Source organism: Acidovorax sp. (assembly GCF_021287135.1).
GTDB lineage: Bacteria > Pseudomonadota > Gammaproteobacteria > Burkholderiales > Burkholderiaceae_C > Acidovorax.
The window spans coordinates 39968-61296 of record NZ_JAJTBB010000015.1; the positions used below are offsets into that span (position 1 = coordinate 39968).

A 21329-nucleotide genomic window follows, 5' to 3' on the forward strand; every position below is an offset into this window, starting at 1 on the left:
GGATGGATGGATCGGCAGCGAACGCGGCGGGCTGGGTCAGTAGCCCAGCCGCTGCGGCAGCCACAGCGCGATGGCGGGAAAGACCACCACGGCCAGCATGGCCAAGGTCATGGCCAGCACAAACCACACGACCCAGCGCGTGGTCTGCTCCATGCGCACGCCGGCGATCTTGCTGGACACCATCAGGTTCACCGCCATGGGGGGCGTGAACTGGCCGATGGCCACGGTGAGGGTCAGCACCACGCCGAACCACACCACGTCCCATTGGTAGTGCTGCATGATGGGCATGAGCAGGGGCACGAAGATCAGGAAGATCGAGATGCCATCGAGGAACATGCCCGCAACCAGCAGCAGCAGGATCAGCAGGGCCAGCACACCTTGCTCGCCCAGGCCGGACTGCACGATGGCGCGCGTGACGGGGTCGATGACCCCCAGCGTGGACAGCGAGAACGCGAAGATGCCCGCCAGCGATACCACCACCAGGATGACGGCCGACAGCTCGCCCGCTTCGCGCAGGATGCCGAACAGGTCGCCCACCCGGATCGTGCGGTGGATGACCATGCCCACGAACAGGCCGTAGAACACCGCCACCACTGCGGCCTCGGTGGGGGTGAACCAGCCTGCACGCATGCCGCCCAGGATCACGACCGGTGCCGCCAGGCCCCAGGACGCTTCGCGCAGGCTTTGCCAGAACGGCGGGCGGGCCAGGTCGGCCTCCGCCTTGCCCATGCCGTGGCGGCGCGCCAGCCACACGGCCGGCACGATCAGGGCGATGCCTGCGAGGATGCCCGGGAACATGCCGGCGGCAAACAGGGCGGGCACCGAGGCGCCCGGCACCAGCACCGAATACACGATGAAGGCCACGGAAGGCGGGATGAGGATGTCGGTGGCGGCTGCGCCCGCCACCACACTGGCGGAGTAGGCGGCCGGATAGCCCGCGCGCGCCATAGCGGTGATCATGACGCCCCCCACGGCGGCGGCGGTGGCCGGACCCGAGCCCGAGATGCCGCCCAGGAACATGGCCACGGCAATGGCCACCAAGGGCAGCATGCCGGGGCCGCGCCCGACGATGGCCACGGCAAAATTCACCAACCGCAGCGCGACGCCCGAGCGGTCAAAGATCGACCCCACGAGCACGAACATCGGAATGGCCAGCAGTGGGTATTTGCCAAGGCCGGCATAGAAATTCTGCGGCACGGCCAGCAGGCCGAACCACGGGGTTTCCGCGTTTGCGAGCGCGATGGCTGCTGCGCCCGCCAGGCCAAGGGCCGCACCGATCGGCACGCCCAGGAACATCAGGGCAAGGAAGGCCGCGAAGAGCAGGGTGGCGATCATGCCGGTCCTCCCGCCGGGGCGTGGCGCCGCAGGCGCACGAGCCGTTGCAGCGCGCGCGCCGTGGTCAGCGCGCACAGCACGGGCAGCCATGCCGTGTACCACCACTGCGGCACGCCGATGCCGGGCGAGGTTTCTTCAAACCGGTAGTCGTCCCACACCACGCGCACGCTGAGCACGGTGATGAGTGCGAACAGCAGCGCCACCATCAGCGCGCCCAGCTGGGCGAGCCGCTGGCGGCGTTGCTCCGAGCCACCGTCGGCGTAGAACTCGATGCGAATGTGCAGTTGCCGGGCCACGGCAGAGGAGCCGCCCACCAGGGCCAGCACGATCATGAGAAACACCGAGATCTCCTCCGTCCATGCGAACGAGGAGTTGGTGAAGTAGCGCACCAGCACGTTGGCAAAGGTGATGAGGGCCAGCAGCGCCATCGCCAGGACGGTGAGCCAGTCTTCCAGCCGCAGTGAGCGGGGTTCGGCCACGGTCTCGGCGCTGCTGCCGGAGAGGGTCTCTGGGCCGTCGGGCCGGGGAGGGGATGAAGAGGACATGGGGCGAGCAAGGAAAGGATGACAACGGCACCGCACCACCAGCATGCGGATGCCCCAGCCCCGCCCTGCGGCGTTGTGCGCCACGGGCCTGGGGCGTGTGCCGCCCCGGGCGTGAGAAGCGGGCGCGATCAGCGCCGCAGCCCGGCATTATGCGTTCACTGCTAAGCATGCACACCATCGCCGCGCACCGCGCAGGAGCTATGAAAACCCTCAAGGCGTGCCCTCAGGCGGCGGCGGATAATGTGCGCCATGGAAACCAAATGGCTTGAAGATTTCGTCAGTCTTGCGGAAACCCGCAGCTTCAGCCGCTCCGCCCAGTTGCGCCACGTGACGCAGCCCGCCTTCTCCCGGCGCATCCAGGCTCTGGAGGCCTGGGCCGGAACCGACCTGGTGGACCGCAGTTCCTACCCCACCCGCCTCACGCCTGCCGGCAAGACCCTGTACGACCAGGCGCTGGAGATGCTGCAGTCGCTGCAGAACACGCGCGCCATGCTGCGCGCGCACACCAGCGCGGGCAAGGACATGATCGAGTTTGCCGTGCCCCACACGCTGGCGTTCACCTTCTTTCCGGCCTGGGTGTCCAGCCTGCACGACAAGTTCGGGCCGTTCAAGAGCCGCCTGATCGCCCTCAACGTGCACGACGCCGTGATGCGGCTGGTCGAGGGCGGGTGCGACCTGCTCATCGCCTACCACCATCCCTCGCAGCCCTTCCAGCTGGATGCCGACCGCTACGAGATGGTGAGCCTGGGGCAGGAGGTCATCTCCCCCTACAGCAAGGCCGACGCCGACGGGCAGCCCGTGCACCGGCTGCCGGGCCGCGCCGGGCAGCCGTTGCCGTACCTCGGGTACGCCCCCGGCGCCTATCTGGGCCGCGTGACAGAGCTGATCCTCAAGGAGTCTGCCACCCCCATCCACCTGGAGCGGGTCTATGAGACCGACATGGCCGAGGGCCTCAAGGCCATGGCGCTGGAAGGCCACGGCGTCGCCTTCCTGCCCCACAGCGCGGTGAAGAAGGAGCTGCGCTCGCGCCGCCTCGTCAGTGCCGCCCCGGCCGGCACCGAGGGGCTGCAGATGACCATGGATGTCCGTGCCTACCGCGAAAAGCCGGCGGGCAAGGAGGCCCCCAAGGGCACGGCGCAGGCCCTGTGGATGTACCTGCAGTCGCAGGGCGGGTCATGCTAAGGGTAAATACCAATATAAATAATTTGCATAGTTGAGCGCGCAAACGGCATTGGAGTTTCACGGTAACGACACGTACAGTTCGCGCCATCGCTGGGTCGGCTGCCGCAGCGTGCGCCTCCCAAGGCCCCATGGTGGCACGAACGTTGCATATCCGATCCATTCACGGACCACGACACGTATGAAAGTTCAGCACTGGGGAATCGTCGCGAGCCTGGCCGCCAGCTGCTTTCTTGCAGCGCCGGCTGCGCAGGCTTCGGTGCTGGAGCGCATCGCTGCCGGCGGCAAGCTGGTGCTGGCCTACCGCGAATCGTCGGTGCCGTTCTCGTATGTGGATGCCCAGACGGGCAAGCCGGTGGGCTACGCGCTCGACCTGTGCCTGCGGCTGGCCGACGTGGTGCGCAAGAAGACCGGCCGCAAGGACATGGAGGTCGAGTACGTGCTGGTCACGCCGGCCAACCGCATCGCCATGGTGGAGGAAGGCAAGGCCGACCTCGAATGCGGCTCGACCACCAACAACGCGGAGCGCCGCCAGAAGGTGGCCTTCACGATCCCTCACTTCATTACCGGGGCCCGGCTGCTGGTGAAGGCGGCCAGCACGGTGGACCGGGTGGAAGACCTGCAGGGCAAGAAACTCGTGTCCACCAAGGGCACCACGCCGCTCAAGGCCGCCGAGCAGGCCAACCGCGAGCGCCTGCTGGGAATCACCCTGGTGGAAGCGCCCGACCATGCCAAGGCCGTCGAGATGGTGGAAAAGGGCGAGGCCGACGCCTTTGTGATGGACGATGTGCTCCTGTACGGACTGGCCGCAGGACGGCCCGACCCCAAGGCGCTCAAGGTGGTGGGGCGGTTCATGACCACCGAGCCGCTGGCCATCATGCTCCCCAAGAACGACCCCGAATTCAAGAAGCTGGTGGATGAGGAAATGCGGCGCCTGATCACCAGCCGCGACATCTATCCCGTTTACGAAAAGTGGTTCCTCAAGCCCATTCCGCCAGGCAACACGGTGCTGAACCTTCCGGTCAGTTACCTGTTGCGCGACTTTTGGAAGTACCCTACCGACCAGGTACCGTTCTAACTACCATTCCTGGTCCAGGTTCCTGTTTTTTGGGGGACTCCGTGCGGCCCGGCATCTCCGGCGCCAGGATCCCCCGAAAATTCCCTTCTTTCGCTTCACACTCAAGGAGATACCAATGAAGAAGCATTTGCTCGCGATTGCTGTGACCGCCCTGGCTGCAGGCAGCGCATTCGCCCAGGCCAACGATACCCTGGCCAAGATCAAGGCCTCGGGCAGCGTCACGCTGGGGGTGCGGGAGTCTTCGGGTCTTTCCTACACGCTGGGCAACGGCAAGTACGTCGGGTTCCACACCGAGATGGGTGAGATCGTGCTGCACGACATCCAGAAGCAGCTCGGCCTGGCCAAGCTGGACATCAAGTACCAGCCCGTGACCTCGCAAAACCGCATCCCCCTGGTGACCAACGGCACCGTGGACCTGGAGTGCGGCTCCACCACCAACAACGCTGCCCGCCAGAAGGACGTGGCCTTTGCCGTGACCACCTACGTGGAAGAAGTGCGCATCGCCACCAAGGCCAGCTCCGGCATCAACTCCATCAAGGACCTCGCCGGCAAGACCGTGGCCACCACCACCGGCACCACCTCGGTGCAAACGCTGCGCAAGCACGAGCGCGCTGGCGGCATCGACTTCAAGGAAGTCTTCGGCAAGGACCACGCCGACAGTTTCCTGATGCTGGAAACCGGCCGTGCCGACGCCTTCGTGATGGACGGCTCCATTCTGGCCGCCAACATCTCCAAGTCCAAGAGCCCGGCCGACTACAAGATCGTGGGCGAAGTCCTGAGCGTGGAGCCCATCGCCTGCATGCTGCGCAAGGACGACCCCGCCTTCAAGAAGGCTGTGGACGACTCCATCAAGCGCCAGATCGCCGATGGTTCGCTGGCCAAGCTGTATGACAAGTGGTTCATGCAGCCGGTGCCCCCGACCAACGTGAAGATCGGCCTGCCCATGTCGGACGCTACCAAGGCAGCTTGGGCCAGCCCCAACGACAAGCCCATGGAAGACTACGCCAAGAAGTAATTTCGACCATGCTTGCGCCCCTTCGGCCAGCCGGTTTGAAGGGGCTTTTTTGTTGGGCGTGCCCAGGGGGCTGCCCAGCTTTTCCTTCAAGAACTAAAGGGGTGCTCCTATGAGTTGGGATTGGCAGGTGTTCTGCCAGGACACCATGGACCGGGAAGTCGTGCAAAGCTGCTTTGGCAAGGGCGGCGACGTCACGTACCTGGACTGGATGCTGTCGGCCTGGGGCTGGACGGTGTCCGTTTCGCTGCTGGCACTGGTGCTGGCGTTGGTGCTGGGGTCGGTGATCGGGACGCTGCGCACCTTGCAGGACCGGCCGTTTATCGTGCGCCTGGGCAATGCCTGGGTCGAACTGTTTCGCAATATTCCGCTGCTGGTGCAGATCTTCCTGTGGTACCACGTGCTGCCCAGCCTGTTCCCAGTGCTCCGGGGCGTGCCAGGCTTTGCGCTGGTGGTGCTGGCGCTGGGCTTCTTCACCTCGGCGCGGATCGCCGAGCAGGTGCGCTCGGGCATCCAGGCCCTGCCGCGCGGCCAGCGGTATGCCGGCCTGGCCATGGGTTTCACCACCTTCCAGACCTACCGCTACGTGCTGCTGCCCATGGCGTTTCGCATCATCATTCCGCCGCTGACCAGCGAGACGATGAACATCTTCAAGAACTCGTCCGTGGCGTTTGCCGTGTCGGTGGCCGAACTCACCATGTTCGCCATGCAGGCGCAGGAAGAAACCTCGCGCGGCATCGAGGTCTACCTGGCCGTGACGGCGCTGTACGTGCTGTCCGCGTTCGCCATCAACCGCATCATGGCCTTCATTGAAAAGCGTGCACGCATCCCCGGCATGGTCATCGCCGGCGCATCGGGCGGGGGGCACTGACATGACCTACCCCCACGCTCATCACACCGTGTATTCGCTGCCCCCCGAGGGGGCGCAGGCCTCCCTTGGGGCGGCCTGGCGGGAGGTCTGACATGAATCTCGATTTCTCCTTCTACAACTGGGACCTGATCTCCAACTTCGTGCTCAAGGGGCTGTACTTCAGCCTGCTGCTCACGGTCATCGCCACCATTGGCGGGGTGATCTTCGGTACCCTGCTGGCGCTGATGCGCCTGTCGGGCCGCAAGTGGCTGGACGTGCCAGCCACCATCTACGTCAACGGCATGCGCTCCATTCCGCTGGTGATGGTGATCCTGTGGTTCTTCCTGCTGGTGCCTGCCATCATCGGCCGCCCCATTGGCGCCGAGGTGTCGGCCATCATCACCTTCATCGCGTTCGAGGCCGCGTACTTCAGCGAGATCATGCGCGCCGGCATCCAGTCCATCCCGCGCGGCCAGGTGTATGCCGGCCAGGCGCTGGGCATGACCTACAGCCAGAACATGAAGCTGGTGGTGCTGCCCCAGGCGTTCCGCAACATGCTGCCGGTGCTGCTCACGCAGACCATCATCCTGTTCCAGGATACGTCGCTGGTTTACGCGATTGGTGCCTACGACATGCTCAAGGGCTTTGAAGTGGCGGGCAAGAACTTTGGCCGGCCGATCGAGGCCTACCTGGCCGCGGCGGTGGTGTATTTCGTGATGTGCTATGCGCTGTCCTGGATGGTCAAGCGCCTGCACCAAAGAATCGCCATCATTCGCTGAGGCGGCAATAAGAGATTGGATTGAGGAAAAGAAATGATCGAACTCAAGAACGTATCCAAGTGGTATGGCCCCGTGCAGGTGCTCAATGAGTGCTCGGCCACCATCCACAAAGGCGAAGTGGTGGTGGTGTGCGGCCCGTCGGGTTCGGGCAAGTCCACGCTGATCAAGACCATCAACGCGCTGGAGCCCTTCCAGAAGGGCGAGATCACGGTGGACGGCGTGAAGCTGCACGACCCCGGCACCAACCTGCCCAAGCTGCGCAGCCGCGTGGGCATGGTGTTCCAGCACTTCGAGCTGTTCCCGCACCTGTCGGTGACGGACAACCTGACCATTGCGCAGATCAAGGTGCTGGGCCGTACGGCTGACGACGCCAAGAAGCGCGGCTTGAAGATGCTCGAGCGCGTGGGCCTGATCGCGCACAAGGACAAGTTCCCCGGCCAGCTCTCGGGCGGCCAGCAGCAGCGCGTGGCCATCGCCCGTGCGCTGAGCATGGACCCCATCGTGATGCTGTTCGACGAGCCCACGTCGGCGCTCGACCCCGAAATGGTGGGCGAAGTGCTGGACGTGATGGTGGGCCTGGCCAACGAAGGCATGACCATGATGTGCGTGACCCATGAAATGGGCTTTGCCAAGAAGGTGAGCAACCGCGTGATCTTCATGGACGTGGGCGGCCGCATTCTGGAGGACTGCTCCAAGGAGGAGTTCTTCGGCAACCCCGACGCCCGCCAGCCGCGCACCAAGGACTTCCTCAACAAGATCCTGGCGCATTAAGAGGCATCCCCCTGAGGCGCTGCGCGCCTCGGTGCTGGTCGCCAGAGGCGACAGCTCTTCGGGCCGTCCAAGCCTGCATGTTGGAACCAAAGCGCTCCTCGGAGCGCTTTTTTCATGGGCCCGCGGCGTGGGGTAGCCTGTCGAGGCCAGCAGGCTAACGCTTGCCGCGGCGTGCGACAGGCGCCGGTCCGTCCACGATGAGCTGCGACTCGAAATGCGTCCACAGGCCGTCGCGCCGCTTCAGGGCCTCGGAGACGGCCTCGTGGCGCAGCTGGGCCACGGCCGAGACCAGGGCGTTGCACAAGAAGAAGGCGGCGGTGTAGGAGTCGAACGGGGAGGCGTTGGAGGTGCGCACCTGCACCCGCTGGTGGGCCAGGGCGGCCAGCGGCGCGGCCGGGCTGTCGGTGATGGCCAGCACCTGCGCGCCCGCGTCGCGGAACCGCTGGGCCACCTTCACCGGGCCGCTGGCATAGCGGCGGATGCTGAAGGCCAGCAGCGTGTCCTCGGGTTGCACCCAGAGCAGCTGGTCGGTGGCGGCGATGGCGCCTGCGCCCAGCTCGTGCACGCCGGGCCGGCACATGTTCAGGTGCAGCGCCAGCCAGGCGGCCACCGGCGCGCTGTTGATCTGGGCCAGCACAAACACCCGGCCCGGGCTGTGCGCGATGCGGGTGGCCAGGGCTTCGAAGGCCGCCATGTCCAGGCCCTCGCGCGTGGCGGCAATGTTGTGCTGGTCGTGCAGCAGCGCGTCGTCCACACATTGCTGCAGGCTGCGCTGCGTGCCGATGGTGACGCTGGCGCGCTGGCCGGCCGTCTGCAGCAGGGCGGTCACCTCCGCACGGGCTTCGCGCTGCGCTTCGGCATAGCTGGCGTAGCCCAGTTTGGCAAACAGGCGCACCACGGTGGACGCGCTGGTGCCCGTGCGGGCCGCCAGCGCCGTGGCCGACTCCAGCAGCGCGTGCGGGTAGTCCCGACCCAGGGCGTCGGCCAGGGCGCGCTCGCTGGCCGTGAGGGCGGTGCCGTGGCGGGCCAGCCGCCCGGGCAGAAGGTCGGCGGGTGTCTGCAATGGCGATTGCATTTACGTCTCCATTGTGAAATGCGTATTGCAAAATGCTGCGCTGCGTGCAACACTTCTACCAACGGGCCTGCGTCCTGGCGGTGCCCACTTCGAAAGAAATGCAGCATACCGTGGAAGAAGCACAACGTCCCCCAGCGCGTGAGCGCGTTCTGGACTGGCTGGCCGGCCAGTCCCAGGCCATGCAAGAGCTGTTGCAGCAGATCGTGAACATCGACAGCGGCAGCCGCAACGAGGCTGGCGTGACGGCCGTGGCCGAGGCGCTGCGCGCGCGGCTCCAGGCGGCGGGCATCGCCGTGCAGTTCGAGCCCGTTCCTGGCTACGGCGTGCTGCTGCACGCCCAGGTGCCGGGTGCGGAGCCCGGGCCGCCCATCGTGCTGATGGGCCACATGGACACCGTGTACCCGGCGGGCACGGCGGCGCGCCGGCCCTTCCGCGTGGAAGACGGCCGCGCCTACGGCCCCGGCGTGGCCGACATGAAGTCCGGCCTGGTGCTGAACGTGTTCGTGGCCGAGGCGCTGGCGCGCTGCGGGGGGCTCCAGGGCCCGCTGCACCTGTTCTTCTCGTGCGATGAAGAGATCGGATCGCCCGCCACGCGCGACCGCATCATGGCCCAGGTGCGCGGCGCCAAGGCGGTGTTCAACGCCGAGCCCGGCCGCGTCAGCGGCAACCTGGTGACCAGCCGCAAGGGCTCCATGGTGGTGGCGTTCGAGGTGGAGGGCGTGGCCGCCCACGCCGGCATCAACCACGCGGCCGGTGCCAGCGCCATCGAGGCCCTGGCGCGCAAAACGCTGGCGCTGCACGCGCTGACCGACCCGGCCACTGGCGTCACGGTGAATGTGGGCGTGGTGCAGGGCGGCATCGTGCCCAACATGGTGGCGCCCCACGCCAAGGCCGAGGTGGACCTGCGCTTCACTGCCGACACCGACCCCGAGGCGCTGCTGGAGCGGGTGCGCGCCATCGTCGAGGAAGAATCCGTGCCCCGCACCCAGGGCCGCATCACCGAATCGCGCCGCACGCTGCCCATGAAGCCCACGCCCGGCGAACTGCTGGCGCTGTACCAGCGCGGCGCGCGTGCGCTGGGCTTCGAGGTGCAGGGCGAGTTCACGGGCGGCGCGGCCGACAGCGGCCTCACGGCCTCGGTGGGCGTGCCCACGCTGTGCGGCACCGGCCCCGTGGGCGGCCACGCGCACACCGAGCGCGAGTACTGCGAGTTGGCCACCTTCGTGCCCCGCGCCCAGGCCGTGGCGCTGGCCGTGCTGGACCACCCCTGATCCGCGCCGTGCAGGCAAGCGCAGCTTTTTCGTGTTTTTTTGAAGAGAAGACCCCCTCCATGCAATCCGAATCCTCCCGCCGTCGCCGCCACCTTTTGTCCGTCGGCGTGGCCCTGGGCCTTGCTGCCGCAGCGGCGCCGCTGGGTGCGCTGGCCGACGAGAAGTACCCCTCGCGCCCCATCACGCTCGTGGTGCCGTTCCCGCCCGGCGGGTCGGTGGACATCATGGCGCGCCAGTATTCCGAGCCCCTCGCGCGCGTGCTGGGGGTGCCCATCGTGGTCGAGAACCGCGCCGGCGCCGGCGGCTCGGTGGGTGCGCAGTACGTGGCGCGCGCCAAGCCCGACGGCTACACGCTGGTCGTGTCGTCGCAAAGCAGCCACTTGGCCAACCCGCTCACGCAGCCCAAGATCGGCTACGACCCGGTCAAGGATTTCGAGAACATCGCCATCCTGGGCCGCCAGCCCAATGCGCTGGTGGTGCACAGCAGCCTGCCCTTCAAGACCTTCGCCGAGTTCGTGGACTACGCCAAGAAGAACCCCGGCAAGCTCAACTACGGCAGCGGCGGCGTGGGCAGCATGGGGCAGCTCAACGTCGAGATGTTCAAGGCTGCCACGGGCGCCTACACCACGCACATCCCGTACCGCGGCGGCACGCCGCTGATCACGGCGGTGCTGGGCAACGAGGTGCAGTTCATCCTGGACAACCTTGTCATCATGCTGCCCCACATCCAGGCCGGCAAGGTGCGCGCCCTGGCCGTGGCCGCCGACCAGCGCCTGCCCCAGCTGCCCGACGTGCCCACCCTGGCCGAGGTCGGCTACCCGCAGCTCAACCTCACCTCCTGGACCGGCCTGGCCGCGCCCGTCGGCACGCCCGAGGCGGTGGTGCAGACGCTGTACAAGGCCGTGCGCCAGGTGGCCACCTCGCCCGCCATGGTGGCCAACCTCAAAGACCGCGGCGTGATCGCCCCGGAGGAGATGACCCCCGCCCAGTTCGAGAAGATGATGGCCGAGCGCATGGTGAAATTTGGCGAAGTGGTGCGCAAGGCCCACATCACGGCCGAGTGAACGTCCCCGGCCGTGCACCGGCCGGGTTTCTCTGCCTCGGTTTGAGGTCAAATTGGCTTCCAGCGCTTATCTGGCAAGCGCTGGCAGCTATCCAATTGGAAGTGATGCGGACGCCCTGTGACGCAATGGGACAATGGCGCCCATGACCGCCGCATCCCCCACTTCCGTGAACACCCTCACCATCACCCGCCCCGACGACTGGCACCTGCACGTGCGCGACGGCGAGCCCCTGCAGACCGTGGTGCCGCACACGGCCGCGCAGTTCGGCCGCGCGATCATCATGCCCAACCTGCGCCCGCCCGTGACCACGGCCGAGCAGGCGCTGGCGTACAAGCAGCGCATTCTGGCCGCCGTGCCGGCCGGTGTGCAGTTCGAGCCGCTGATGACGCTGTACCTCACCGACAACCTGCCGCCCGAGGAAATCGTGCGCGCCAAGGCGGCGGGTGTGGTGGCCTGCAAGCTCTACCCTGCCGGCGCCACCACCAACAGCGACGCGGGCGTCACGGACATCCGCAAGACCTACAAAACGCTTGAAGCGATGCAGAAGGCCGGCATGCTGCTGCTGGTGCATGGCGAGGTGACCAGCAGCGACATCGACCTGTTCGACCGCGAGGCCGTGTTCATCGAGCAGCAGCTCATTCCGCTGCGCCGCGACTTCCCTGAGCTCAAGATCGTCTTCGAGCACATCACCACCAAGGATGCGGCCGACTACGTGCTGGCATCCGACCGCTTCACCGCCGCCACCCTCACGGCGCACCACCTGCTGTACAACCGCAACGCCATCTTCGTGGGCGGCGTGCGGCCGCACTACTACTGCCTGCCCGTGCTCAAGCGCGAAACGCACCGCGTGGCCCTGGTGCAGGCCGCCACCAGCGGCAGCAACAAGTTCTTCCTGGGCACCGACAGCGCGCCGCACCCTGCGCACCTGAAGGAACACGCCACCGGCTGCGCCGGCTGCTACACCGCGCACGCCGCGATGGAGATGTACGCCGAGGCCTTCGACAGCGTGGGTGCGCTCGACAAGCTCGAAGGTTTTGCCAGCTTCCACGGCGCCGATTTCTACGGCCTGCCGCGCAACACCGGCACCATCACCCTGCGCCGTGAATCCTGGACGCCGCCCGAGAGCTTTGCCTTTGGCGAGGCCAACCTCAAGCCCCTGCGCGCGGGCGAGGCGCTGCCGTGGCGGCTGGTCTAGCCGAGGGCGCGGACACCTCCTGCCCGTGGGGCCGCGTGGATTGGTCGGCCCCCTGGCTTGCGCCCTGGCGTGCGGTGGGCGAGCCGCTGGCACAGCAGGTGCAGCGCGGCCTGCCGGTGAGCCAGGCCCTGGGCGGCCCCCACGCCGCCGCGGCACCTGTGGGTTTTGCCCCCCAGGCCGAGCTGCCCGAAGGCATGGCCTACGAGCAGTTCATCTTCGAGGCGCGCCGTGTGCCCACGCGCGACAACCTGCACGACTTCTTCAACGGCCTGGTGTGGCGGCAGTTTCCGCAGACCAAGCGCCGCCTGAACCAGCTGCAGGCCGAGGCCATCGCGCGGGACGGCGTTGGGGCTGTGCGCGGCCCGTTGCGCGACGCCATCACGGTGTTTGACGAAAACGGCGCCGTGCTGGCTGCGCCACCTGCCCTGTGGACCGCGCTGGCGGCGCGCCAGTGGCAGCGCCTGTTCGTGGAGCTGCGGCCGCTGTGGCGCGAGGCCCGGCTGGTGCTGTTCGGCCACGCGCTGCTCGAAAAACTGGCTTCCCCCCGAAAATCCATCGTAGCCCATGTGTATCCTGCGCCAGCAGCTATGAATTCCATAGCTGACCTTGATGCTTGGCTGGCCGGGGACGTGCAGCCAGCCGCCTGGGCCGCCAAGCCTTTCGCGCCCCTGCCGGTGCTGGGCGTGCCGGGCTGGTGGCCGGCCAACGAAGCGCCGGGCTTCTATGACGACGCCGGCGTCTTCCGGCCGCCGCGTGCGCAGGCGCTGCCCTAATTCCCAACAGCGCTTGTGTGATAAGGCCCCGCCCGGGGTTTGCACCTACCATTGCGCGATGAAATCGCGGCCTGTCGGGAGGACAGGACCGGCCCGCTGGCACTGCGGCGCAACGGCGCCCCGGCTTGAAGCGCGCCGTCCGGCCCCCATCTGGACCAGCGAATACCTTTTGTTGTTGACCCCACGGAGAACTCAGTTCATGAAGCGGATCCTCTTGTTTGTGATGACCAACCTGGCCGTCGTCGTCGTGCTCGGCGTGGTGGCCAGCCTGCTGGGCGTGAACCGCTACCTCACGGCCAACGGCCTGAACCTGGGCGCGCTGCTGGGCTTCGCGCTGGTGATGGGCTTTGGCGGCGCGATCATCTCGCTCTTGATCAGCAAGCCCATGGCCAAGTGGACCTCGGGCGTGCGCGTGATCGACGGCTCCGGCTCGCCCGACGAGCGCTGGATCGTCGAGACCGTGCGCAAGTTCGCTGCCGAGGCCAAGATCGGCATGCCCGAAGTCGGCATTTTTGAGGGCGACCCCAATGCCTTCGCCACAGGCGCGTTCAAGAACTCGGCCCTGGTGGCCGTGTCCACTGGCCTGCTGCAGGGCATGACGCGCGAGGAAGTCGAGGCCGTGATTGGCCACGAGGTGGCCCACATCGCCAACGGCGACATGGTGACCATGACGCTCATCCAGGGCGTGATGAACACCTTCGTGGTGTTCCTGTCGCGCGTGATCGGCTACGCGGTGGACAGCTTCCTGAGCAAGAACGACGAGAACCGCTCTGGCCCCGGCATCGGCTACTACGTGACCACCATCGTGCTGGACATCGTGCTCGGCTTCCTGGCCGCGATGATCGTCGCCTGGTTCAGCCGCCAGCGCGAGTTCCGCGCTGACGCAGGCTCCACGCAGCTCATGGGCCGCCGCCAGCCCATGATCAACGCCCTGGCCCGCCTGGGCGGCATGCACCCGGGCGAACTGCCCAAGAGCATGGCTGCCATGGGCATCGCGGGGGGCATCGGCAAGCTGTTCAGCACCCATCCGCCCATCGAAGAGCGCATTGCCGCATTGCAGAACGCGCAGCCGCAGTAACACCGGCCGCGGCGCGGCTTGCCGCTCCCTGGTCTTGGGCCGTTAGGCCGTTAGGCCGCCACAGTCCGGCACTGTGGCGGCCTTTGTTTTTTAGAACTCCGTCACCACCGTGGCCCCGGCCACCGCAAAGCGGTCCATGTTCATCAATGCGTCGATGGACTGGGCCAGGCTGATCCTTTCGCCGATGAGCTTTTCGGGCGCGAGCTTGCCCGACTCCATCATCGCCAGCATGGCGCCGTAGCGGTGCGCCTGCATGCCGTGGCTGCCCAGGATCTCCAGCTCGTGCGCGATCACGCGGCTCATGGGGACGGCGGGCGCCGTGTGCTCGCCCAGCATCAGCCCCACCTGGATGTGCTTGCCGCGCTTTCTCAGGTTGGCGATGGAGTTGAAGCAGGTGGTGGGGTGGCCCAGCGCGTCCAGCGACACATGGGCGCCGCCGCGCGTGATGTCGCGCACGGCCTCCACCACGTCGGCCACGCGCGTGGCGTTCACCGTGGCTGCGGCGCCCATGGCGCGCGCCAGGGCCAGCTTGTCGTCGGCAATGTCCACGGCCACCACGTTGGCGCCCAGCGCGTGGGCGATCATGATCGCCGACAGGCCCACGCCGCCGCAGCCGTGCACGGCCACCCATTGCCCGGCCGAGGTCTTGCCCTGGTCCACCACGGCGCGGAACGACGTGGCAAACCGGCAGCCCAGGCTGGCTGCGGTGGCAAAGTCCAGTTCCTCTGGCAGAGCAACCAAGTTGAGGTCGGCCTGGTCGATGGCCACGTACTCGGCAAACGAGCCCCAGTGCGTGAAGCCGGGCTGGAACTGGTGGTCGCACACCTGCTGGTGGCCCGCATGGCACTCTGGGCAGTGCCCGCAGGCCGCCACGAACGGCACCGTCACTCGGTCGCCGCGCTTGTACTTCTGCACCTGGCTGCCCACGGCCTGCACCACGCCTGCGAACTCGTGGCCCGGCACGTGCGGCAGCTGAATGTCCGCATCGTGCCCCACCCAGCCGTGCCAGTCGCTGCGGCACACGCCCGTGGCCATCACCTGGATGACCACGCCGTGGGCCGTGGGCGTGGGGTCGGGCACCTGGGTCAGGCGGGGCGGGGCGTTGAACTGTTCGTAGAGGACGGCTTTCATGGTTCGAGGGGGATGTGAATGAATCCTCCAGTCTATGGTTTTGAGGTGAAGCAGACGGGCCGCTGACGGCGGCTACTTCATTTCCACCCGCCAGCGCCGCCGTGGCGCGCGCAGCGTGTGGCGCTTGCGGTACTCCGAGGGCGCCATGCCTGTGTAGCGCGCAAAGATGCGCCGGAAGGAGGCCGGGTCGGCATAGCCGCAGGCCGTGGCAATGCTGGGCACGCTCTCCAGCGTCACCTCCAGCATCACCCGCGCGCGGGCGCAGCGCAGGCCGTGCAGGTAATCGAGCGGCGACTGCGACAGCTCCTGCTGGAAATGCCGCAGCAGCGTGCGCGGGCTGACGGCCGCGGCCTCGGCCAGCCGGGGCAGGCTGTAGGGCGCATCCAGGTGGGCCTCCATCCAGTCGATGGCGCGGGCCAGCGTGCTGTCGCGCGTGGCGGGGATGTGCTGCTGCGCATTGGCCTGCAGGGCGGCACGGGCGCGCTGGTGGTCGGGTGCCATCACGCTTTCGCAGGCGGCCGCCAGCGCGTCTCCCAGTGCATGGCGTACCAGGGCAATGGCCAGCCGGTGCAGGCTTTGCGGCAGCGCACAGCTCAGCCACGGGCCGTCGTCGCACCAGTCCTGCCCCAGGCTGTGGCCAATGGCCGGAAAGTCGCGCTCGAACCCGGCCACATAAAACCACGGCAGGCTGGCGCGGCGCCCGTTCAGCCGCCCGCTCTGCGCCGCCAGCCAGGCACCGTTGCCCAGGGTGAGCAGTGGGTGCCCCGCGTCCAGTGCAATGCCCACCTGGCGCGACAGCGCGCTGTGGCGTGCCGCCACGGCGCGGATGGCCGGGATGTCCGTGGCATGGAACGAGGGAAGGAACACGGCCCGGGCCAGTGCGCCGGCCGGCTCTTGCGCCGGGAAGTAGGCGGCCAGGCAGGATGCCAGCGGGCCGCCGCCCGGCGTCAGCGGCACGCCCTGCGCGTCCACCAACCGCCAGGCCAGGCGCGGCGCCTGCGCGCCCAGGCGCAGGCGGGCCAGCAGGTTGGCGCTGCGCAGCAGGTCGATGAACTGCAGCGCATTGCCGACGGCCGATTCGGGCAGCAGCGGAATGTCCACGCACAAGGCCGGCGGCGGCGCGGGCGGAGTAGAGGGGAACGTGGGGGACGGCGGCATGGCGGTATTGGCTCGGTGGATGGCTATTTTCGCGTGCCGCGCCGCGGTGCTGGGCTTTTAGCATGAGCGTGCTTTTCCGTTCCGCCCTCGTTTTTTTCGGGAATCTGCCCATGCACCTACGTCTTTCCTCGATCGCGCTCGCTGCCGGCCTGACCGCCGGCGGGCTGGCTTTTTCTGCCGCCTCTGCCCAGGCCCAGGCGCTGGACGCCGCCGGCCTGCAAACCCTGGAGGCGGCGGTGAATGCCGTGGCGCCCAAGATGGTGGCCTGGCGACGTGACATCCACGCGCATCCCGAGCTCTCGGGCCAGGAGCAGCGCACCGCCCAACTGGTGGCCGAGCACCTGAAGAAGCTGGGCCTGGAGGTGCAGACCGGCGTGGGCGGCACGGGCGTGGTGGGCACGCTGCGCGGCGGCCGGCCCGGCAAGGTGGTGGCGCTGCGGGCCGACATGGACGCGCTGCCCGTGCAGGAAAACACGGGCCTGCCGTTTGCCAGCCAGGCCAAGGCCACCTACCTGGGCAAGGAGGTGCCCGTGATGCACGCCTGCGGGCACGATGCCCACACCGCCATGCTCATGGGCGTGGCCGAGGCGCTGGCCGGCATGAAGGCCCAGTTGCCCGGCACCGTCAAGTTCATCTTCCAGCCTGCGGAAGAAGGCGCACCCGTGGAGGCCGACGCCAACGGCAAGGTGCCCAGCTTTGGCGCCAAGGCCATGATCGAGGCGGGCGCGCTCAAGGACGTGCAGGCCATCTACGGCCTGCACATCACGGCCAACCTGCCCTCCGGCGTGGTGGGCTACCGCAGCGGACCGCTGATGGCCGGATCGGACAACATCGCCATCCAGATCGAGGGGCGTGGCGGGCATGGCTCGGCGCCGTGGTCCGCGGTGGACCCGATCGTCGCGGCCAGCCAGGTGGTGCTGGGGCTGCAGACGGTGGTGAGCCGCCAGCTCAACATCAGCCAGGAGCCGGCCGTGATCACCATCGGCCAGATCCAGGGCGGCACGCGCTACAACATCATTCCGGACAAGGTCGAGATGCTGGGCACCCTGCGCACCTTTGACGAAGGCATGCGCCAGGAGGCGCTGCAGCGCATCACCACCACGGCCGAGTCCATCGCGGCGTCCAGTGGCGCCAAGGCCAAGGTGCGCTTCGGCCCGGTGGCCTACCCGGTCACGACCAACCCGGCCGCGCTGACGCAGGCCTCGCTGCCGGCCTTGAACCTGGCCCTGGGCGGCAAGACTATGGTGATTCCCAAGGTCAGCGCCTCGGAAGACTTCTCGGAGTTCCAGAAGGTGGTGCCCGGGTTCTTCTACATGCTGGGCGCGCCGCCCAAGGGCAAGGATTTCACCAAGGCGCCGTCCAACCATTCGCCCCTGTTCGACCTGGACGAAGACCAGATGCCCGTGGGCGCGCGCAGCCTGGCGGCGCTGGCGGTGGACTTCCTTCAACGGCCCTGAGGCGCGGGGCCCCGGCCCCGTTCAAGGCAGCTGGAACACGTCCCGCAGAAAGCCCGCCACCGGGTGGCGCGCCGCCGGCAGGTTCAGCACCGTGTGCGGCGCGCCGGGAATCAGCACGATGCTGGCCTGCTTGTGCTGGCGCAGGGCCGCGCCACAGTGCCCCAGTGCCGCGCGGTTGCCCAGCCAGGTGTTGGCGGGCGAGAAGTACGGGTCCGTCAGGCTGATGATGTTGAGCACCGGCTTGTCTTCGGGCAGGGCGGTGCCGTGGCTGCGCACGAAGTAGTTGTCTTCGCAGCTCCACGAAAAGACGATGCGCCCGGCAAACTCGCTGCCGCGGTAGCGGGCGACCGCCGTTGCGCCCTCGCTGGTGCCGGCCAGCACCCAGCGGGCCGGGTCGGCCCAGGGGGCCTGCGCCAGCGCCTGCACGGCCAGCGAAATTTCCGACAGCCGCAGGGCGTGGACCTGCTCGTACAGGTCTTGCGATATCGGTGACTTGTAGGTGAGCCGGTCGGGCAGCGCAAACGAATCGGGGGCCACGCTGGCGATGCCCTGGCGGGCCAGCCACTGCTGCCATTCCCCGATGGCCGGCAGGCCCAGGCCCGAAGAGCCGTGCAGGAACACCACCACCGGGGCGCGCTCGCGTACCTGGGTGGGGGCGTCCTTCCAGCGCCCCGTAAACACCGGCCCGCCGGTGACCTGCGCGGGCAGCACCACGGCCGCCTGCTCCACGACGGCGCGCGCCGACTCGGGCGTGTGGACCAGGGCCGAGCCCTGGGTGCTGCCTGCGGGCGCCTGTGCCCCGGCCAAGGGGAGCGCCAGCGCCAGCGGCAGTGCGATCCAGTGATGCCATCCCATGGGTTGTTCCTCCTGCCGGGCACTGTAGGGGTGCGTTGGTCATGCGTCCAATGCATTCGCGGGGTGCATTCATAATCCCAGCGCATGAATCTGAGCGAACGCCAGTTGCGCCTGTTTGTGACCACGGCGGCCCTGGGCAACATCTCCCGCGCCAGCGAGGCCCTGCACCTGAGCCAGCCGGCGCTCACGCGCGCCATTGCCGCGTTCGAGGCGCAGCTGGGCACGCTGCTCTTCGCGCGCACCACGCGGCGCGTGGCGCTCACCCCCGAGGGCGAGGCCTTCCTGCCCACGGCCAAGCGGCTGCTGGAGGACCTGGAGGAGGCCGGGCGCATGTTCGCGCTGCAAGGGCGGCAGGGCGTGCGGGGGCGGGTGACGGTGGCCGTGGGCAGTTCTTTCGGCTCCATCGTGCTGCCCGGCGCCGTGCGGGCGTTCCAGGCCGCGCACCCGGCCGTGCGGCTGCGCTTGGTGGACGACAACAGCGAGGGCATCGTGCGCAGGGTTCGCCAGGCCGATGCGGACCTGGGCATCGGCTCGCCGGTGGGCGACGTGGATGCGCTGGCGTGCCGCCGCCTGCTGCGCGCGCCGCTGGGGCTGCTGGCGCCGCGTGCCCACTTCCGCCTCACCCGCGCGGACGCGCAGGGCGTGCCGCGCCTGCCGCTGCTCAAGGAAAGCGCCGACACCAGCATCCTGCAACTGCTGCGCATGCACGGGTCGGCCTTGCTGGCGCCCATGGAGCAGGGCGTGGAGGTGTCCAGCCTGAGCATCCAGCTGGCCCTGGCGCAGGCCGGGGTGGGCGTGGCGGTGCTGTCTGCACTCGGGGCTTCGCACCCGTCGGCGCACGGCATGCGGTTTGTGCCCCTGCAGCCGGTGGTGCAGCGCGAACTGTTCCTGATGCGCCGGCGCGACCGGCCGCTAACCCCCGCAGCGCAGGCGTTTGAAGACGCCGTGCTGCGCCACCTGCCCGCGGCCGCGTTGCGGCCGGAAGTGCTGCTGGATTAACGCTGCTGGACTAGCCCGCCAGCAGGCTGCGCGCCACGGCCTCGCCCACCTTGATGCCGTCCACACCGGCCGACAGAATCCCGCCCGCGTAGCTGGCGCCTTCCCCGGCGGGGTACAGGCCCGGGGTGTTGAGGCTCTGGAAGTCTTCGCCGCGCCCGATCTTGAGCGGCGACGAGGTGCGCGTCTCCACGCCCGTGAGCACCGCGTCGTGCATGTCAAAGCCCTTGATCTTGCGGCCGAACACCGGCAGCGCCTCGCGCAGCGCTTCGATGGCGTAGCCGGGCAGGGCGGCGTGCAGGTCGCCCAGGGTCACGCCGGGCTTGTACGAAGGCTCCACGCTACCCAGCTGCGTGGAGGGCTTGCCCGCAATGAACTCGCCCACCAGCTGGCCCGGCGCGCTGTAGTCGCGCCCGCCCAGCACAAAGGCGTTGGATTCGAGCTGGCGCTGCAGCACGCTGCCCGACAGCGGGTGAAACTGGCCGGGGGCCAGGCGCTCCACGCCGTAGGTCTGGCCCAGGTGGGTTTCAAACGCCTGCGCGTCCTGCGGGTAGTCGCGCGGGTCGATGCCCACCACCATGCCGGCGTTGGCGTTGCGCTCGTTGCGCGAGTACTGGCTCATGCCGTTGGTCACCACGCGGTTCGGCTCGCTGGTGGCGGCCACCACCGTGCCGCCGGGGCACATGCAAAAGCTGTACACCGCGCGGCCGTTGGCGGCGTGGTGCACCAGCTTGTAGTCGGCCGCGCCCAGCAGCGGGTGGCCCGCATGGCGGCCCCAGCGCGCGCGGTCGATCACGCTTTGCGGGTGCTCGATGCGAAAGCCGATGGAAAACGGCTTGGCCTCCATGGCCACGCCGCGCTGGTACAGCATGGCAAAGGTGTCGCGCGAGCTGTGGCCCAGCGCCATCACCACGTGGTCGGCACGCAGCTCGGTGGTCTCGCCCGTGGCCTGGTTCAGCACCTTCAGGCCGCGCAGGCGGCGCTGGTCGCCCTGGCCTTCGATGATCACATCCGTCACGCGCTGCTCGAAGCGGATCTCGCCACCCAGCGCAATGATCTGCTCGCGCAGGTTCTCCACCACCTTCACCAGCTTGAAGGTGCCGATGTGCGGGTGGGCCACGTACAGGATTTCTTCCGGGGCTCCGGCTTTGACGAACTCATTCATCACCTTGCGGCCCAGGTGGCGCGGGTCCTTGATCTGGCTGTAGAGCTTGCCGTCGCTGAACGTGCCGGCGCCGCCTTCGCCGAACTGCACATTGCTCTCGGCATGCAGCTCGCGCTTGCGCCACAGGCCCCAGGTGTCCTTGGTGCGCTCGCGCACGGTCTTGCCGCGCTCCAGCACGATGGGCTTGAAGCCCATCTGCGCCAGCACCAGCGCGGCAAAGATGCCGCAGGGGCCAAAGCCCACCACCACGGGCCGCAGGGGCAGGTTGGCAGGCGCCTGGCCCACGGGGTGCCAGGCCATGTCGGGCGTGGGCTGGATGTGCGGATTGCCCGCAAACTGGGCGAGCAGCGCGGCTTCGCGCTCGGGCTGCGCCAGCGTGAGGTCCACGATGTACACCGCCAGCAGGTCGGCCTTGCGCGCATCGAAACTGCGCTTGAAGACGTGCAGGAGGGCGATGTCGGCATCGGCGATGCCCAGGATCTGGGCGGCAGCGGCGCGCAGGGGCGCCTCGGGGGCTTCGGCCACGGTGAAGGGCAGCCGGATTTCGGAGAGTCGGATCATG

The 21329-nt window shown here is 68.1% G+C and carries 20 protein-coding genes; 13 read left to right on the forward strand and 7 right to left on the reverse strand.

Features of this window, described 5'->3' with window-relative positions; translation table 11 throughout:
• Positions 1-36 precede the first annotated feature (36 nt).
• Both LWW96_RS03260 and LWW96_RS03265 read right to left on the reverse strand, forming a co-directional pair.
• Complete coding sequence (locus LWW96_RS03260; protein WP_291484235.1) at positions 37-1335, reverse strand: TRAP transporter large permease; 1299 nt, start codon at positions 1333-1335, stop codon at positions 37-39.
• Positions 1332-1880, reverse strand: a complete 549-nt coding sequence (locus LWW96_RS03265) for a TRAP transporter small permease (RefSeq protein ID WP_291484236.1) — start codon at positions 1878-1880, stop codon at positions 1332-1334. The genes LWW96_RS03260 and LWW96_RS03265 overlap by 4 nt, the downstream gene beginning before the upstream one ends.
• A 249-nt stretch (positions 1881-2129) precedes the next feature.
• Here LWW96_RS03265 and LWW96_RS03270 point away from each other — a divergent pair, with 249 nt between their 5' ends.
• The 6 genes from LWW96_RS03270 to LWW96_RS03295 all read left to right on the forward strand — a co-directional run bounded on the left by LWW96_RS03270 (position 2130) and on the right by LWW96_RS03295 (position 7549).
• The gene (locus tag LWW96_RS03270; protein ID WP_291484237.1) at positions 2130-3062 is read left to right on the forward strand and encodes a LysR family transcriptional regulator; all 933 of its coding nucleotides are present in this window, start codon (positions 2130-2132) and stop codon (positions 3060-3062) included.
• A 178-nt stretch (positions 3063-3240) separates the two neighbouring features.
• Complete coding sequence (locus LWW96_RS03275; RefSeq protein ID WP_291484238.1) at positions 3241-4137, forward strand: amino acid ABC transporter substrate-binding protein; 897 nt, start codon at positions 3241-3243, stop codon at positions 4135-4137.
• Positions 4138-4252: 115 nt separating this feature from the next.
• Entirely contained in the window at positions 4253-5152 is a 900-nt protein-coding gene (locus LWW96_RS03280) for a transporter substrate-binding domain-containing protein (protein ID WP_291484239.1), read from the forward strand.
• A 109-nt stretch (positions 5153-5261) separates the two neighbouring features.
• Positions 5262-6020, forward strand: coding sequence for an amino acid ABC transporter permease (locus LWW96_RS03285; RefSeq protein WP_291484240.1), 759 nt, complete (start codon positions 5262-5264; stop codon positions 6018-6020).
• A 92-nt stretch (positions 6021-6112) separates the two neighbouring features.
• A complete protein-coding gene (locus tag LWW96_RS03290; protein WP_291484241.1) occupies positions 6113-6778 on the forward strand; it encodes an amino acid ABC transporter permease in 666 nt (221 codons plus the stop codon).
• Positions 6779-6811: 33 nt separating this feature from the next.
• A complete protein-coding gene (locus LWW96_RS03295) occupies positions 6812-7549 on the forward strand; it encodes an amino acid ABC transporter ATP-binding protein (RefSeq protein WP_291484242.1) in 738 nt (245 codons plus the stop codon).
• 154 nt (positions 7550-7703) lie between these two features.
• Here LWW96_RS03295 and LWW96_RS03300 read toward each other — a convergent pair whose 3' ends face one another.
• Entirely contained in the window at positions 7704-8624 is a 921-nt protein-coding gene (locus LWW96_RS03300; RefSeq protein ID WP_291484243.1) for a MurR/RpiR family transcriptional regulator, read from the reverse strand.
• Between the two features lie 98 nt (positions 8625-8722).
• Here LWW96_RS03300 and LWW96_RS03305 point away from each other — a divergent pair, with 98 nt between their 5' ends.
• From LWW96_RS03305 to htpX, 5 genes are all read left to right on the forward strand, one after another.
• Positions 8723-9895, forward strand: coding sequence for a M20 family metallopeptidase (locus LWW96_RS03305; protein ID WP_291484244.1), 1173 nt, complete (start codon positions 8723-8725; stop codon positions 9893-9895).
• Between the two features lie 59 nt (positions 9896-9954).
• Positions 9955-10959, forward strand: a complete 1005-nt coding sequence (locus LWW96_RS03310; RefSeq protein ID WP_291484245.1) for a tripartite tricarboxylate transporter substrate binding protein BugE — start codon at positions 9955-9957, stop codon at positions 10957-10959.
• Between the two features lie 142 nt (positions 10960-11101).
• Positions 11102-12154, forward strand: a complete 1053-nt coding sequence (pyrC, locus tag LWW96_RS03315) for a dihydroorotase (protein WP_291484246.1) — start codon at positions 11102-11104, stop codon at positions 12152-12154.
• A complete protein-coding gene (locus LWW96_RS03320; RefSeq protein WP_291484247.1) occupies positions 12139-12927 on the forward strand; it encodes a DUF3025 domain-containing protein in 789 nt (262 codons plus the stop codon). The genes pyrC and LWW96_RS03320 overlap by 16 nt, the downstream gene beginning before the upstream one ends.
• Positions 12928-13126: 199 nt before the next feature.
• Positions 13127-14005: a protease HtpX gene (htpX, locus tag LWW96_RS03325; protein WP_291484248.1), complete on the forward strand. Its 879-nt coding sequence runs from the start codon at positions 13127-13129 to the stop codon at positions 14003-14005.
• Positions 14006-14095: 90 nt separating this feature from the next.
• On the opposite strand, the gene LWW96_RS03330 is transcribed toward htpX, so the two are convergent.
• Entirely contained in the window at positions 14096-15136 is a 1041-nt protein-coding gene (locus LWW96_RS03330) for a zinc-dependent alcohol dehydrogenase family protein (protein ID WP_291484249.1), read from the reverse strand.
• A gap of 72 nt (positions 15137-15208) precedes the next feature.
• On the reverse strand, positions 15209-16294 hold the full coding sequence (locus LWW96_RS03335) for a helix-turn-helix domain-containing protein (protein WP_291484250.1): 1086 nt from the start codon (positions 16292-16294) through the stop codon (positions 15209-15211).
• 110 nt (positions 16295-16404) lie between these two features.
• On the opposite strand from LWW96_RS03335, the gene LWW96_RS03340 reads away from it, so the two are divergent.
• Positions 16405-17751, forward strand: a complete 1347-nt coding sequence (locus LWW96_RS03340) for an amidohydrolase (RefSeq protein ID WP_291484251.1) — start codon at positions 16405-16407, stop codon at positions 17749-17751.
• Positions 17752-17772: 21 nt separating this feature from the next.
• On the opposite strand, the gene LWW96_RS03345 is transcribed toward LWW96_RS03340, so the two are convergent.
• Complete coding sequence (locus LWW96_RS03345) at positions 17773-18606, reverse strand: alpha/beta hydrolase (protein ID WP_291484252.1); 834 nt, start codon at positions 18604-18606, stop codon at positions 17773-17775.
• Positions 18607-18690: 84 nt separating this feature from the next.
• Here LWW96_RS03345 and LWW96_RS03350 point away from each other — a divergent pair, with 84 nt between their 5' ends.
• Positions 18691-19605, forward strand: a complete 915-nt coding sequence (locus LWW96_RS03350; RefSeq protein ID WP_291484253.1) for a LysR family transcriptional regulator — start codon at positions 18691-18693, stop codon at positions 19603-19605.
• Positions 19606-19615: 10 nt separating this feature from the next.
• Here the strand turns inward: LWW96_RS03350 and LWW96_RS03355 are convergent, their stop codons facing one another.
• Positions 19616-21328 carry an NAD(P)/FAD-dependent oxidoreductase gene (locus LWW96_RS03355; protein ID WP_291484254.1) on the reverse strand — a complete coding sequence of 571 codons (1713 nt, stop codon included), beginning with the start codon at positions 21326-21328 and terminating at the stop codon, positions 19616-19618.
• Position 21329 lies beyond the last annotated feature (1 nt).